Genomic DNA, 15,092 nt, shown 5'->3' on the forward strand with positions numbered 1-15,092 from the left:
ATCCGACCATCACAAAAATGTTTCTCGCAATTGCACAAGAGCGCTTTGCTTTATCCTCTTGCCGTCGCCGTTGCGAGGCGCTAGGACAAATGGCTTCGGGTGACGGCAACGATAAGCTCTCGCATTTTTCGGGGCGAGGAAGCGGAGCAACACCATCCGGAGTGAGGCATCAAAGTTAGACGCGTGGCGGGGCTGGCGGCTCGCGGCGTGGCAGGAGTAGGGGTCGATGACAGGCAACAAAGACGTGAAGCAGCTTTCACGCTCGCCATATCATCTTTTGAAGAGAGCGGCTCAGTATGCCGCCTATGTCTATCAAGGTGAGGTCGGCAAGGCCGGACTCACACAGCGCCAATTTACCGTTCTCATCGCCGTCGATCAGAATGAAGGCGTCAGCCAGACGGCTCTGGTGAAGATGACCGGTATCGATCGTTCGACGCTGGCCGATCTCGTCGCGCGTCTCCTGGCGCAAGGCTATCTGCAGCGTCGCCGTACCAAGGATGACGGCCGCACCAATTCGGTGCGCATCACCTCCTCCGGCAAGCGCATGCTGAAGCTGGCGCAGCCCGGCGCCGATGAAGTGGACAAGCAGGTGCTGGCCGCGGTGCCGGTGAGCCACCGCAAGTCCTTCACCGAGGCCTTGGCTCTGCTCGCCGCCGAGATGGACCGCGTCGAGGAAGAGAGCGACGCGAAGCCCGCCCTCAAGATCAAGAACCGCCGCCGCGCCTGATCTCTTCGATCTTCGGAATGATTTGTTTTGTCAGGGCTTCTCGGGTGAGAGGCCCGATCCATTTCATGCGGATGGTGCCCGTGCCGTCGACGAGAAAGCTCTCCGGCACGCCATAGACACCCCAGTCGACCGCCGCCCGGCCATTGGGATCGGCGCCGACGGCGGTGAAGGGAATGCCGAGCGTCACCAGGAAGCGGCGGGCATTCTCCGGATCGTCCTTGTAATTGATGCCGACGACACGCAGATCGCCGCGGCTCGCCAGTTCCATGAGCAGCGGATGCTCCTCGCGGCACGGCACGCACCAGGATGCCCAGACATTGACGAGCGTGACCTCGCCCTTTTTGAGGTCGCCATCGGCAAGCCCCGGCAGATCCAGCCCGGCGATGGGGGACAGGGTGAAGGACGGCACCGGCTTGTTGATGAGCACCGACGGCACGTCGGCCGGATTGCCCGACAGCCCGCGATAGAAGAGGACCGCCAAGAGGGCGAAGACGGCGACCGGCAGAAGCGTGAGCCAGGCGCGCGTCTTGCGCGGCGGAGCCGGGTCAGCCATCCCTGCGGTCCCTTTCGCGATCGAGGGTGGCGATCTGGCGCTTCAATTTCCGGTCGCGCAGCAGGATGAAGACCATCAGGAAAGCGAGTCCGGCAAAGCTCACCGCATAGGCGGCGATGACGAAATCGATATGGGCGGCGTTCCAGTCCATCAACGCCCCTCGATGCCGGCGAGCCGCAGCTGGCGCAATTTGCGCTGGGCGATCTCGCTGCGCATGGCGACGAGGAGCAGCCCGACGAATAGCAGCGTGTAAGCGAGCGCCATGATGAGCAGCGGCCACAGCATCCGCGCATCGATGGTGGGTCCGCCCATGCGGAAGACGGAGGCGCCCTGATGCAACGAATTCCACCAGTCGACCGAGAATTTCACGATCGGCACATTGATGAAGCCGGCAATGGCGACGATGCGGGCGATGAGTGCGGCGCGATGCGGATCCTCGATCGCCTGCCACACCGCCATATAGCCCAGATATAGAAGCAGCAGGACGAACACCGAGGTGAGGCGCGCGTCCCACACCCACCAGGCGCCCCACATCGGCTTGCCCCAGAGCGAGCCCGTTATGAGAGCCAGAAGACAGAACATGGCGCCGATCGGCGCTGCCGCCTTGGCCGCCATGTCGGCGAGCGGATGCCGGAAAATCGCCGCCATGATGCTCGCCGCCGCCATCGACGTATAGACCATCAGCGCCATCCAGGCGGCCGGCACATGCACGAACATGATCCGCACCGTCTCGCCCTGCTGATAGTCGGGCGGCGCGGTGACGAGCGACATGTAAAGCCCGGCGGCGAAAGCGAGGATCGTTACCCCCCAGATGGGAGGTAGCAGCGTCTCGGCGAGCTTGAGGAACCGGGCCGGATTGGCGAATTTCTGCATGGCTCTATTTTAGGGACCCCGCTTCATTTCAGATAGGCGCGCAACGCCGCAGCGGCGGCGACCGGCACCAGCACGAAACTGGCAAGCACCAGCGCCGTCAGGATCAGAAGCGACGGCTGGACGAGCTCGGACGCCCGGCTGGCCGCCACTCCGAAGATCAGGCAAGGCACGTAGAAGGGCAGGATCAGCAGCGACACCAGCAACCCACCGCGCCTCAGCGCCACGGTGATCGCCGCCCCCAGCGCCGCGAGCAGCGACAGGAAGATCGAGCCCAGCATCATCGCCAGCCAGAGCGGCAGAATGTCCTGGGGATCGAGATTGATCAGGAAACCGAACAAGGGGGCAACGACGGCAAGCGGCAGCGAGGTGGTGAGCCAATGCGCCATCGCCTTGGCCAGCACCACGAGCTCGAGCGGCACGACGCCCAGGGCCATCGCATCGAGCGAGCCGTCTTCGTAATCGGCCTGGAAGATCCGTTCCGCCGAGAGCAGCACCGACAGAAGGAGCGCGATCCACAGGGCGCCGGGCGCGATGCGCTGCAGCAACGCCTGGTCAGGCCCGAGCCCCAAGGGCAAGAGCACGATCACCGTGACGAAGAAGCCGATCGCCGTACCGGCGCCGCCGCCCTGCCGCGTAGCCAGCGTGAGATCGCGGCGGATCAGCGCCCAGATGAGCTTCATCGGGCGGTCCCCAGGACAAGCGTCGCGTCTGCGGTGAGGTCGAGCGGCGCATGCGTCGCCACCACCGCGAGCCCGCCACCGCTCAGATGCCCGCGCAGCAGCCTGGTCAGCCGGTCGAGCGAATTGGCATCGAGGCCGACCGTCGGCTCATCGAGAAGCCAGAGGAGACGCGGCACCAGAGCGAGCCGCGCCAGCGACAGGCGCCGCTTCTGCCCGGCCGAAAGAAGAGCGGCCGGATAATCGGCAAGTGCACCGAGGTCGAAGGCGGCAAGCGCCGCCGCCATATCCCCGCCGCCCAGGAAGTCGCCCCAGAATTTCAGGTTTTCAGCCACCGTCAGCGGCGCTTTGATTGCCTCCTGATGGGCGGCGTAATGCGCCTGCTGGCCGATCGAGAGATCGCCGTTGCCGCCCGCGAGGGTGATCTGGCCGGAAATGGCCTCGCCCAGCCCGGCGATCAGCCGCAGGAGCGAGGACTTGCCCGCCCCATTGGGACCTCTGAGCTCCAGGAGCTGGCCGGAGGACAGGGTGAAATTCACATCGGTGAACACCGTCCGGCCGCCGCGCTGGCAGGCAAGCGAGTCTGCGTGGAGTTGGACCATCGGCCCCCGCTTAACCCATCGGGAGGCGTGAGGCAAAGCGATACCCTCGCCTCGCCCCGCACTCGCCAGCATTCCCCCTCTCCCGTTGCGCAGCAATGGGAGAGGGTGCCCGAAGGGCGGGTGAGGGCTCTTGGGCTTCCAAGTTTTACTAAGGAGCCCTCATCCGGCCTGTCGGCCACCTTCTCCCACGCTGCGCGCGGGAGAAGGGAAAAATGGGAGGGATTCCCTCCAATCCCCCACCCCGCTTGTGTGACATGCAGCCTTGGCATTGTCATGGAAATGGACCTATATGCTCGACAAATCCCGCCTGGACCAATTTGCACCAAGGATCAGCCATGACCGCGATGTCCCTCGACTCCTTCAAAAGCCGGAAGACTTTGAAGGTAGGCGCCAAGACCTATGTCTATTTCAGCCTCAAGGCGGCCGAGAAGAACGGCCTCAAGGGCATTTCCTCCCTGCCCTATTCGCTGAAGGTCCTGGTCGAGAATCTCCTGCGTCATGAGGACGGCCGGTCGGTCACCAAGGAGAGCATCGTCAATTTCGCCAAGTGGCTCAAGAATCGCGGCAAGGCCGAGAACGAGATCGCCTATCGCCCGGCGCGCGTGCTGATGCAGGACTTCACCGGCGTGCCGGCGGTGGTCGACTTGGCCGCCATGCGCGATGCGATGAAGGCGCTCGGCGGCAACCCCGAGAAGATCAACCCACTGGCTCCGGTCGACCTCGTCATCGACCACTCCGTCATGGTCGACTTCTTCGCCAACTCCAAGGCCTTCAAGCAGAATGTCGCGCTCGAATATGACCGCAATGGCGAGCGCTACACTTTCCTCAAATGGGGCCAGGGCGCTTTCGACAATTTCCGCGTCGTGCCGCCCGGCACCGGCATCTGTCACCAGGTCAATCTCGAATATCTCGCCCGCACCGTGTGGACCAAGAAGGTCAAGGAGAAGGGCAAGACGGTCGAATATGCCTTCCCCGACACGCTCGTCGGCACCGACAGCCACACCACCATGGTCAACGGCCTGGCCGTCCTCGGCTGGGGCGTGGGCGGCATCGAGGCGGAAGCCGCCATGCTCGGCCAGCCGACCTCCATGCTCATTCCGGAAGTCATCGGCTTCAAGCTCGACGGCAGGCTGCCGGAAGGCACCACCGCCACCGACCTCGTGCTCACCGTCACGCAGATGCTGCGCAAGAAGGGCGTCGTCGGCAAATTCGTCGAATTCTACGGCCCCGGCCTCGCCAATCTGACCCTCGAGGACATGGCGACCATCGCCAATATGGCGCCCGAATATGGCGCGACCTGCGGCTTCTTCCCGGTCTCCACCGAAACGCTCGATTATCTGAAGGGAACCGCGCGGCCCTCAGCCCAGATCGCGCTGGTCGAGAAATACGCCAAGGCGCAGGGCATGTTCTGGACGCCGAAGTCGGAAGATCCGGTCTTCACTGACACGCTCGCGCTTGACCTCTCGACCGTCGAGTCCTCGATGGCCGGTCCCAAGCGCCCGCAGGATCGTGTCACCCTCAGGAACGCCGCCCCCGACTTCGCCAATGTCATGGCCAATGAGTTCAAGAAGGCCGAGCAGTTGCATACGCGCTTCAAGGTCGACGGCGCCAATTTCGATCTGGGCCACGGCGATGTGGTGATCGCCGCGATCACCTCCTGCACCAACACCTCCAACCCCTCGGTGATGATCGGCGCCGGCCTTCTCGCCCGCAATGCGGTGAAGAAGGGACTCACCGTGAAGCCCTGGGTCAAGACCTCGCTCGCCCCCGGCAGCCAGGTGGTGACCGAATATCTGAAATCCTCCGGCCTGCAGAAGGATCTCGACAAGCTCGGCTTCGACCTCGTCGGTTATGGCTGCACCACCTGCATCGGCAATTCGGGTCCGCTGCCCGAGGCGATCTCGGAATCGATCAAGAAGAACGATGTCGTCGCTGCCGCGGTCTTGTCCGGCAACCGCAACTTCGAAGGCCGCGTCAATCCGGATGTGCGCGCCAACTATCTTGCCTCGCCGCCGCTCGTCGTCGCTTATGCGCTGGCGGGCTCGCTCAATGTCGATCTGAGCAAGGACCCGCTGGGCACCGGCAAGGACGGCAAGCCCGTATTTCTCAAGGACATCTGGCCGGGCACCAAGGAGATCGCCGCCGCGGTGCGCAAGAACGTGACGCGCAAGGCCTTCGCCACCAAATACAAGGACGTGTTCAAGGGCGACGCCGAATGGCGCAAGATCAAGGTCGAGGGCGGCCTCACCTTCAAATGGAGCATGTCCTCCACCTACGTGCAGAACCCGCCTTATTTCGAGGGCATGAAGATGACGCCGGATCCGGTGACCGACGTCGTCAATGCCCGCATCCTGGGTCTCTTCCTCGACTCGATCACCACCGACCACATCTCGCCTGCGGGCAACATCAAGGTGACGAGCCCGGCCGGCACCTATCTCACCGAGCATCAGGTGCGCCCGGTCGACTTCAACTCCTATGGCGCGCGCCGCGGCAATCACGAGGTGATGATGCGCGGCACCTTCGCCAATATCCGCATCAAGAACCAGATGGTGCCGGGCGTCGAAGGCGGCGTGACCAAGCATTACCCGTCCGGCGAGCAGATGCCGATCTATGACGCGGCCATGCGCTACGCGCGCGAGAACGTGCCGCTCGTCATCTTCGCCGGCAAGGAATATGGCACCGGCTCATCGCGCGACTGGGCGGCCAAGGGCACCAAGCTCCTGGGCGTGCGCGCCGTCGTGGCGCAGAGCTTCGAGCGCATCCACCGCTCCAACCTCGTCGGCATGGGTGTGGTGCCCTTGCAGTTCAAGGACGGTGAATCCTGGCAGACCCTCGGCCTCAAGGGTGACGAAATAGTAACCATTCATGGGTTAGCTGAAGGGCTGAAACCGCGGGCCATGCTGCAGCTGATGATCACGGCGCCGGATGGAGCTGGCCGCGTCATCGACGTGCAGTGCCGGATCGATACGCTCGACGAGCTGGACTACTACAAGAACGGCGGGATCATGCCCTATGTTCTGCGGAGTCTCGCCAAGGCGGCGTGAGATATGATCATGTGCCAAGTCCAGGAATGGCCCCTCACTCCCTCGTGAGCGGGCTCACCTGAACGTGACTCGAAGGGGTGTCATGTTTACGTCATATAGGCCGCATGCAGAACGCGATTGAACTGACCCGCCGACAGGTGCTGGGGCTGGCCGCGGGTGCGGTCGCGACCGGTGCCGTGGGCCGGGTCGTGAAGGCCGACACGGTACGGCCGACGATCGTCGAGCTCTTTACCAGCCAGGGCTGCTCTTCCTGCCCGCCCGCCGATGCTTATATGGCGGAAGTACGCGCCATGAAGGATGTCGTGGCGCTCACCTACAATGTCGACTACTGGGACTATCGCGGCTGGCGCGACACGCTGGCCTCGCCTGAGAATTCCAAGCGCCAGTACAAATATGCCAAGGCGCGCGGCGACATGGATGTCTATACGCCGCAGATGATCATCGACGGCGCCACCCATGTGGTCGGCAGCCAGAAGAGCGCCGTCGTCTCGGCGATCAAGCATTCGCTCGCCAATCCGCCGCCGATGTGGGTTCCGGTCTCGATCCTCGCCAATGACACGGAATTCCAGATCACCGTGGATCAGGCGCCGCTCGACACGCCGGCGCCCACCGCGAGCCTGTGGTTCGTGTCGGTCGCGCCGCAAGTGCCGGTCGAGATCGAAAAGGGCGAGAATGCCGGCCAGCACATCATCTATCTCAATGTCGTGCGCAAGCTTGTGCCGGTCGGCATGTGGCATGGCGAGCGGACAACCTTGGCTTTGCCCAAAGACAGCGTGATGACCGAGGACAGCACCAGCTGCGTCGCTTTGCTGCAGATGAAGCCTTTGGGCCGCATATTGGGCTGCGCCATCTGGGGCCGCCTGAATTCATAGCCGTTCCGGTATCTTGGGCGCTTTGTGCCGCCTGACCGAAGCCGGCGCCCGCATTTACTAACCCTGCGCCAGGGCTCGCAATTCCTATCTCAATGATTATATATTGGGGACGCCGTTATCGCGCCTGACGCGATGGCCGCATGGATCGTGCCCAACACGGAGAATGATGATGTCTTACAAGACCGTTCTCGTCGCCCTCAATGAAATCAACCGACTCGATGCCCTGAACGAAGCCGCCGTCAAGATCGCCAAGCTCGGGGGCGCTTTCGTGCGCGGCCTCTATACGATCCCGGCCGCGCAGATTTATCCCTCGACCGGCTTCGAGGCCGTGCCGCAGATGTTCGAAGGCCATCAGACCTTTTTCAAGAACAATCTCGCCAAGGTGAAAAGCGCTTTCGAAGCGTCTTTGCAGAAGGCCGGTCTGCAGGGCGAGTTTATCGCCATTGAAGGCCACTCGCCTTTGATCTCGGATGAGATCATCAGCCACGGCAAATCCGCCGATCTCATTATCGCCAGCGCCACCGACCCGGCCGAGGTTTCGGGCGTCGAGCTCGATTGTATCGAGCGTGTGCTCATCGGCGCCGGCCGTCCGCTGCTTGTCCTGCCACGGCGCAACGACCATGTGCTCGATCTGTCGCGCGTCGTCGTCGGCTGGAACGGCGGGCGCGAGGCCGCCCGTTCGGTCTTCGACGCCATACCGCTGCTCAAGGACGCGCAAGCCGTCGATATCGTCTGTGTCGACCCCAAGAACGAGGAACGGGTCACACCGGAAGAACCGGGGCGCCGCATCGTGGCGACCTTGCAGCGCCATGGCGTGAAGGCCGAGGCGCGCACCATGGAAGGTGGCGGCGAAAGCGCCGGCAAGGCGCTTCTCAAGCGTGCCCAGGAGATCAATGCCGGCCTTCTGGTGATGGGCGCCTATGGCCACAGCCGCCTGCGCGAATTCGTCTTCGGCGGCGCCACCCGTCATGTGCTCGACGACATGACTCGGCCCGTCCTCATGTCGCATTAGCGCGGGATGCGAAAAAATGGATACCGGTTTTTCGCGAGAATCCCGCGCCAATGATCTAAAAGCATCGGCCCGAAAAGTTGCAGACCTTTCGGATAAGCCGATGCGTACTTGCTGAAGGAAGCCATGCCCGTAGCGAAACCCGCCTTCCTGTTTGATCTCGACGGCACCCTCGTCGACAGCGTCTATGATCACGTGCTCGCCTGGCACGACGCCTTGCTTTCCGAGAATATCGAGCTGCCGGTCTGGCGCATCCACCGCCGCATCGGCATGTCGGGCGGGCTTTTCGCCAATATGCTGCTTCGGGAAGTCGGCCAGGAGATCAGCAAGGAACGCATCGACCATCTGCGCCGCGTCCATGCCGAATCCTACGCGAAACGCTCGGCCAAGGTCAGGCCGTTGCCGGGCGCCAAGGAGCTGCTGGCCTATCTGACCAAGAACAAGATTCCATGGGCCATCGCCACCAGTGGCCGGATGGAGACCGCCGGGCCGGTGCTCAAGACCTTGGGCGTCGATCTCAAGAAGATCCCGGTGGTGACCCGCGACCAGGTGCGTTTCGCCAAGCCCGATCCCGATCTTTTCATTGAAGCGGCCGATCGTCTCGGCATCGACATCACCGCTGCTTCGGTGGTGGGCGACGCCATCTGGGACATGCTGGCGGCGCGGCGTGCCCGGGCCCTGGGCATAGGCCTTCTTTCCGGCGGTTATGGCGAGGAGGAGCTGGTGCGCTCCGGCGCCTATCGCGTCTTCGCTGAGCCCGCCGACATGCTGCGCCATATCGATGAGATCGGCGGCCGCCAGGTTTGAGGCCGGCGCCTTGATGGTCGTTCGGACTATTGCGGCGCAGCAAAACAGATCACGATCAATTCAGATCGGTTCGACCTGAACTGATAAACGTGATCGGAATCTCAAGCTGAGCCGCCGCTCTTGCCGGTCAGGCGCTGGACCTGCCGCGCCCGGTGCGGCTGGACGTCGCTTTGTCCAGCGCGATCGACAGGCGCAAGCCGAGCGCTTTCATGACCTTCATGACCGTCGCGAATTCCGGATTGCCGCCACTCCCGAGAGACCGGTAGAGGCTCTCACGGTTCAGGTTCGTGGCGGTGGCGATATCGGTCATCCCGCGTTTGCGCGCGACCAATCCCAGCGCGTCACGGATGGCATCTGCGTCACCCGACGCAATCGCCTTCCCGATAAAGTCTTTCTGCCGCTCAGGAGTGTCCAGATTTTTAGACACATCCACTTTCCTCTTTTTCATTGCAATGATTCTCCCCGGATCCGGGGCGATCTCCCTGTCGCCGTTATCCAACAGAGCACAATTGCAACAATTTTAGCAAGCACAAAATTGCAGGTAGCGCCATCACATCATTGGGAAAAGCGGCTTGCGGTCAAATAGAGGCATACCCGGTTACCAAGGGTGGAATAAATCCTTTCAACTTTGGCGGGATTTGCCCGGCAATAAGGTGACCGGATTCTTACATTGACGCATAAGGCAAGTTACGCGTCTGGAGCGTTCCTCTGGCGCAGGCTCGATCGCATGGCCAGGCCCGCCGCGAAGAGAATCGCGGCAAAACCCGCAATATCCGCAAGGCTCGGCCGGTCGCCGACCAGCAGCATGGCGGAAAGGACTCCCACCACCGGAACGGCAAAGCTGAGCAATGCCGAGGTCGAGGCCGAGTTGCGGTCGAGAATGGTGAACCACAGGAGATAGGCCGTCGACGTGGCGCCGATGATATGAAACGCAAAGGCGCCCAGAACGGGGGCTGAGAGCGTGCCCGGCAGCGATTGGCCGGTGGCGAAAAGACAAAGGATGGCGATCACCGCACCGATCAGAAGCTGATAGGCGGTGGTGGCGAGAGGATCGCCCTCGATCGGCCATTTCTTTTGCACGACGATGCCGAGCGCCCAGGCAAAAGCGGAGAGCAGCGGCATAATTACCCCGAGGAATCGGCCCGATTCGAGCACCGGCAAAGCGAGCAGCACCACGCCGGCGGCGCCGGCGGCAAGCGCCACGAGCTTGTCGCGACCGACCGGTTCGCGCAGGACCATGACGGCCAGCAAGGTCGACCAGATCGGCATCGTGTAGGTCAGGATGGCGGCGCGCGAGGTCGTGGTGTTGAGCTGCGCGAAGGCGCTCAATATGTTGAACGCGGCGATATTCAGACAGCCGGCCAAAGCAAGCGCGGGCCAGGAGGCGGAGGGCACGAGAAGCCGCCGGCCCATGAGCAGCGCCACGCCGAGGAGCAGGAGGCCGGCGCTGGTCAGGCCGATGCTGCGCAGGACGAAAACGGGGACTTCGCCCAGCACGATCTTCACCGCCGGCCAGTTGAAGCCCCAGAGCAGCGCCAGCAAAACGGGATAGAAGGCCTCGCGCTTACTCATATGTCAGTAGCGTCCGGGCTACAGGCTCTTGCGATAGACGATGAAGGACGAGCGCGGCACGATCGTATCGTAGAGCGAGCGCGCCGCTCCGTTATATTCCTGGGTCTGCCAATAGAGTCGGAAAGCGCCTTTCGCCTTGGCCTTCTCCTCGCAGGCGAGGATGAGTTTCTTGGCCGCGCCGCCGCCGCGCGCTTGCGGGTCGACGAACAGATCCTGCAGGTAGCAGATCGGCTGGGTGCTCCAGGTGCTGTCATGGAAGAGATAGTTGCAGATGCCGATCACCCGGCCGTCGCTTTCGGCCACCAGGGCTTCGATATTGCTGGCCGGATCGAGGATGAGCCGCCAGGTATTGGCGGTCGCCTCTTCCGGCACCGCGCCGCGATAGAATTTGACATAGCCGGCCCACAGCTCGCGCCAACGGGCTTCGTCCTTGGGCGCGGCGGGGCGAATGACGACGTCGGGCATGGCAATCCTCTCAAAGCGGTGGCGGTCCGGGAGGCGCGACCATCGCCGGTTCACCTTGCTCCAGACAGAGCCACTTTCGCAAAAGGAATTCAGTCCACCGAGAGCATGATCCGGAAAAGTGCGAAACGGTTTTCCGGAAAGATCATGCGCAAACAGGAAAATAGAGCGAGATGGCTCCTTCCTAGAGTGCTTCCCGCCAAAGTTGCTCGACTTTGGCGATAAGGAAGCGCTCCAGATTTATATGCTTTCGAGCCCTTTTACCCATTTTGATCGAAGCGGAACGATTCGATCAAAACGGGCAGGGCTCTAAGGCGATCACGCTTCAGGCCGCCGGCAGCGACTGCCGGTATTTTTCCGCATCCCAGTTGACCAGAGCGAGCTCGTCTTCGAGCGACAGGGCGCGGACCGGGTCCTGGGCGCCGAGCCTTAGACCGACATCGGCGAGGCAGCGCGCCATGGCGAGCACCGAAGGCGTCGCATCGCGGGGGAGGACCACGCCTTTACCCGGCAGGACGACGAGCTTGGGCTCGGGCCGGCCGGAAAGACCGACGCGCTCCGCCGCCGCCCGCGGGCTTTCGCCGGGTTGCACGACCGCGATGCCGGCCCCCAGAAAGACGATATGATCGGGATAGAGCGTACCCTTGCCGGCCTGAGCAAGGCTCACCTCATCCAGCGCCAGGGCATGAATGGCAGGGTCGCGCGCCGGCTCATACGGCCTCCCTGCGGTAAGTTTATCCAGGGCCGCCACATCGGCCGGCGCCGCCGCGCGGGCTGGCCGGACGAGCGCTTTCACGACCTCGCGCAGCAGCTTCTCCGCCTCGCTGACGCTGTCACCCGCCACCACGAGACCATGATTGCCGAGAACCAGCACATCCGTGTCGGGCTTGAGCCTGAGGCGGATTTCCTTGGCGAGCGGAAGACCCGGACGGCGATAGGGAATGAAGGCCCAGCTGAAGCGGGCGAGACGCGGGGCGAGCATGGCCTCGGCGTCGGCACGCACCGCCCAGGAGATCGTCTCGACGCAATGGACATGGACGACGACCCGATGCGCCAGGCTTGCATGCACGGTCGTCTCGATCGAGGGGCGCAAGCCCAAGGCGTTGAGATCGGTTCGCACGAAATCAGTGCAGCTCTCGCAGGCCGGATCGTCCCGTTCGAGACCTGCGAGCAGCGGCGCCATCGCCACCGGCACGAAGATGTCGCGCTCCTGCGCATGCTGGAGCCAGGTGCCGGAGGCCTTGATCCACATCACGCCGGCCTGCTTCAGCGAGGTGTTACCGCCCGCCGCCTGCACCAGGAGCGGATTGGCGCCGACCTTGGCGGAGAGCGCCTTGAGCCTCGTCATCTCATCCATTCGTCCAGCCCTTCAGATAGGTCCTGACCGCCTCGGTCTCCCCGGGACTGAGATGCAGGCCATGCTTGGTGCGCCGCTCCAATATGTCCTCGGCCGTCTGCGCCCATTCCGCCTCGCGCAGATAGGCGATTTCCCGCTCATAGAGAAGCGCGCCGAAATGCCGGCCGAGATCACCCACCGAATGGGCACCCGCCAGCAGGCCATGCGCCATGCTGCCATAGAGCCGTGCATAATGCTGCGCCAGTGGCGCCGGAAGCCACGGATAGCGCCTGGCCAGATCGCCGAGAAACGCCTCGAAGCTTGGCACCCCCAGATCACCGCCCGGCAGATGCGCCGTCGCGGTCCAGGCGCCGCCCATCGCCGGAAAATAAGGCTTGAGCTTCTCGAGCGCATGTTCGGCGAGCTTGCGATAGGTGGTGATCTTGCCGCCGAAGATCGACAGCAGAGGCGGCATGCCTTCGCCGCCATCGATATCGAAGACATAGTCGCGCGTCACGGCGGAAGGGTTGGCGGCATTGTCGTCATAAAGCGGTCTCACGCCCGAAAAAGCCTGGACGATGTCGGCTCGTTTCAGCTCGCGCCTGCTGTAACGGTTGACCACCGCCAGCAGATAATCGATCTCACGGTCGTCGATCGCGACATCTTCTGCGCGACCTTCATAGGGAATGTCGGTGGTGCCGATGAGACAGAGATTGTCCTGATAGGGATTGACGAAAATCACCCGCTTGTCGTCGTTCTGGAAGAGATAGGCCTGCGGCCCGTCCCAGAATTTCGGCACCACGATATGGCTGCCTTTGACAAGGCGGACGCGCCGGTTGGAATTGACGCCGCTCACCTGACCCAGCACATCCTGCACCCAGGGCCCTGCCGCATTGACAAGCGCCCGCGCCGTCACCCGCCGCCCACCTTCCGAGCCTTTGAGATCGACCTGCCACAGGCCCTCATCCCGGCGCGCCGACATGGCTTCCATGCGGGTGAGGATCGTGGCGCCCCGGTCACGGGCGTCGATGGCATTGAGGACGACGAGGCGCGCATCATCGACCCAGCAATCGGAATATTCGAAGCCGGTCTTGAACTGATCGCGGATGATGGCGCCTTCCGGATCGCGGCGCAGATCGATGCGCCGGCAGCCGGGCAAGGTCTCGCGTTTGCCGAGGTGATCGTAAAGAAAGAGGCCGAGCCGGATCAGCCAGGCCGGCCGCTGCTCGGGCGAATGCGGCAGCACCAGGCGCATCGGCCAGATGATATGCGGTGCCGCCTTGAGCAGCACCTCGCGCTCGGTGAGCGCTTCGCGCACCAGCCGGAATTCGTAATATTCGAGATACCGCAGGCCGCCATGAATGTATTTGCCCGAGCGCGAGCTGGTGCCCTGCGCCAGATCGCCCTTCTCGCAGAGCAGCACCTTGAGGCCGCGCCCCGCCGCGTCACGCGCGATCCCGGCCCCGTTGATGCCGCCGCCGATGACCACGAGATCATAAGGATCGCGCTTCGCCATCACGCGAGCCTCAGCACCGGTTGACCGGCGGTTCGCCCGCCAGATAACGACGCACCTCTTCCGCGGCGAGACCCGCGGCATAGGTGACGGTCTTGACCGAGGCGCCGGCGATATGGGGCGTCAGCGTCACATTTTCGAGCTTGAGCAGCGGCCAGTCCGCAGGCACCGGCTCGATGGCGAAGGTTTCGAGCATCGCGCCGCGCAGTTTTCCATTGGCCAGCGCCTGATAGAGCGCATCATAATCGACGAGCGGCCCGCGCGCCGTGTTGATCAGGATCGCCGTCTGCTTCATCTGCGCCAGCGTCTCGGCATTGATGAGCTTCTCCGTCTCCTGGGTCACGCGCGGATGCAAGGTCACCACATCGGATTGCGCCAGCAGCGTCTCGAGCGAGACCTGCTCGATACCGTCAGCCAGGTCGCCCGCCGACAATTGCACATAAGGGTCGGCGACCAGGATGCGACAGCCGAAAACTTTCAGCAGCCGCACCACGCGCATGCCGATCTCGCCATAACCGATGACGCCAACCGTCATCTCCGAGAGCTCCTCGCCGGTCCGGTCGGCACGATAGAGATCGCCCCGCCATAGGCCCTGGCGCAGAGCGTCGTGCCCCCTGGTAATGAGGCGCGTCTCGGCGAGAATGGCGCCGATGGTGAATTCGGCGACGGCGGACGCATTGCGGCCCGGCGTGTTGACGACGGTGATGCCGCGCTCACGCGCCGCCTTCATGTCGATATTGACGGGCCCGCCGCGCGACACCGCGACGAATTTGAGCGATGGACAGCGGTCCATGATGCCGGCCGACAGGGGAGCCAGATGGGTGACCAGGATCTCGGCGCCGTCGATCAGCGCGACCGTGTCGTCGGCACCGCCCATATATTCCTTGAGACCGTCCATGCCGGCATGCGCATAGCCATGCTCCATCGGCTTGTCCGGCCAGTCGAGATCATGGCGCACGATGTCGAGCGGGGCTTGCGGGCATTTCTGCCGCAACGCCGTCTCGAACATGTCGGACCGCATGAAATGATCGCCGATGATGACAAG

General features: G+C 63.3%; 16 protein-coding genes. 5 read left to right on the top strand and 11 right to left on the bottom strand.

Translation table 11 applies throughout. The features are described from left to right. The first annotated feature begins 226 nt into the window (after window positions 1-226). The gene (locus tag JHL16_RS20355) at window positions 227-727 is read left to right on the top strand and encodes a MarR family winged helix-turn-helix transcriptional regulator (protein WP_200186665.1); all 501 of its coding nucleotides are present in this window, start codon (window positions 227-229) and stop codon (window positions 725-727) included. Here JHL16_RS20355 and JHL16_RS20360 read toward each other — a convergent pair. From JHL16_RS20360 to ccmA, 5 genes are read right to left on the bottom strand one after another with little or no spacing between them, the layout of a single operon-like run. After that, window positions 705-1,280: a DsbE family thiol:disulfide interchange protein gene (locus JHL16_RS20360; protein WP_200186666.1), complete on the bottom strand. Its 576-nt coding sequence runs from the start codon at window positions 1,278-1,280 to the stop codon at window positions 705-707. The two genes, JHL16_RS20355 and JHL16_RS20360, sit on opposite strands and share 23 nt — an antisense overlap. Continuing rightward, window positions 1,273-1,431 (bottom strand): heme exporter protein CcmD, encoded by a 159-nt coding sequence (gene ccmD / locus JHL16_RS20365; protein WP_200186667.1) that lies wholly within the window; start codon window positions 1,429-1,431, stop codon window positions 1,273-1,275. The genes JHL16_RS20360 and ccmD overlap by 8 nt, the downstream gene beginning before the upstream one ends. After that, window positions 1,431-2,153 (bottom strand): heme ABC transporter permease, encoded by a 723-nt coding sequence (locus JHL16_RS20370; RefSeq protein WP_200186668.1) that lies wholly within the window; start codon window positions 2,151-2,153, stop codon window positions 1,431-1,433. The genes ccmD and JHL16_RS20370 overlap by 1 nt, the downstream gene beginning before the upstream one ends. 23 nt (window positions 2,154-2,176) lie before the next feature. Then, window positions 2,177-2,833, bottom strand: a complete 657-nt coding sequence (gene ccmB, locus JHL16_RS20375; protein ID WP_200186669.1) for a heme exporter protein CcmB — start codon at window positions 2,831-2,833, stop codon at window positions 2,177-2,179. Further along, complete coding sequence (gene ccmA, locus JHL16_RS20380; protein ID WP_200186670.1) at window positions 2,830-3,432, bottom strand: heme ABC exporter ATP-binding protein CcmA; 603 nt, start codon at window positions 3,430-3,432, stop codon at window positions 2,830-2,832. The genes ccmB and ccmA overlap by 4 nt, the downstream gene beginning before the upstream one ends. 335 nt (window positions 3,433-3,767) lie before the next feature. Here ccmA and acnA point away from each other — a divergent pair, with 335 nt between their 5' ends. The 4 genes from acnA (at window position 3,768) to JHL16_RS20400 (ending at window position 9,164) form a co-directional block, all read left to right on the top strand. Next, complete coding sequence (acnA, locus tag JHL16_RS20385; protein WP_200186671.1) at window positions 3,768-6,476, top strand: aconitate hydratase AcnA; 2,709 nt, start codon at window positions 3,768-3,770, stop codon at window positions 6,474-6,476. A gap of 104 nt (window positions 6,477-6,580) precedes the next feature. Next, a complete protein-coding gene (locus JHL16_RS20390) occupies window positions 6,581-7,348 on the top strand; it encodes a DUF1223 domain-containing protein (protein WP_200186672.1) in 768 nt (255 codons plus the stop codon). Window positions 7,349-7,517: 169 nt separating this feature from the next. Then, complete coding sequence (locus JHL16_RS20395; protein WP_200186673.1) at window positions 7,518-8,360, top strand: universal stress protein; 843 nt, start codon at window positions 7,518-7,520, stop codon at window positions 8,358-8,360. Window positions 8,361-8,483: 123 nt separating this feature from the next. Next, entirely contained in the window at window positions 8,484-9,164 is a 681-nt protein-coding gene (locus JHL16_RS20400) for an HAD family hydrolase (RefSeq protein WP_200186674.1), read from the top strand. Between the two features lie 127 nt (window positions 9,165-9,291). Here JHL16_RS20400 and JHL16_RS20405 read toward each other — a convergent pair whose 3' ends face one another. From JHL16_RS20405 to JHL16_RS20430, 6 genes are all read right to left on the bottom strand, one after another. Beyond that, the gene (locus tag JHL16_RS20405) at window positions 9,292-9,612 is read right to left on the bottom strand and encodes an addiction module antidote protein (RefSeq protein WP_200186675.1); all 321 of its coding nucleotides are present in this window, start codon (window positions 9,610-9,612) and stop codon (window positions 9,292-9,294) included. Between the two features lie 239 nt (window positions 9,613-9,851). Then, on the bottom strand, window positions 9,852-10,736 hold the full coding sequence (locus JHL16_RS20410) for a DMT family transporter (protein WP_200186676.1): 885 nt from the start codon (window positions 10,734-10,736) through the stop codon (window positions 9,852-9,854). Window positions 10,737-10,754: 18 nt separating this feature from the next. Further along, window positions 10,755-11,201: a GNAT family N-acetyltransferase gene (locus JHL16_RS20415; RefSeq protein ID WP_200186677.1), complete on the bottom strand. Its 447-nt coding sequence runs from the start codon at window positions 11,199-11,201 to the stop codon at window positions 10,755-10,757. Window positions 11,202-11,523: 322 nt separating this feature from the next. After that, a complete protein-coding gene (locus JHL16_RS20420) occupies window positions 11,524-12,555 on the bottom strand; it encodes a class II aldolase/adducin family protein (RefSeq protein WP_200186678.1) in 1,032 nt (343 codons plus the stop codon). Beyond that, window positions 12,548-14,050, bottom strand: coding sequence for a glycerol-3-phosphate dehydrogenase (locus JHL16_RS20425; RefSeq protein WP_200186679.1), 1,503 nt, complete (start codon window positions 14,048-14,050; stop codon window positions 12,548-12,550). The genes JHL16_RS20420 and JHL16_RS20425 overlap by 8 nt, the downstream gene beginning before the upstream one ends. Before the next feature lie 10 nt (window positions 14,051-14,060). Continuing rightward, entirely contained in the window at window positions 14,061-15,056 is a 996-nt protein-coding gene (locus tag JHL16_RS20430) for a 2-hydroxyacid dehydrogenase (protein ID WP_420884563.1), read from the bottom strand. Window positions 15,057-15,092 lie beyond the last annotated feature (36 nt).

Source organism: Taklimakanibacter albus, assembly GCF_016595235.1.
GTDB lineage: Bacteria > Pseudomonadota > Alphaproteobacteria > Rhizobiales > Aestuariivirgaceae > Taklimakanibacter > Taklimakanibacter albus.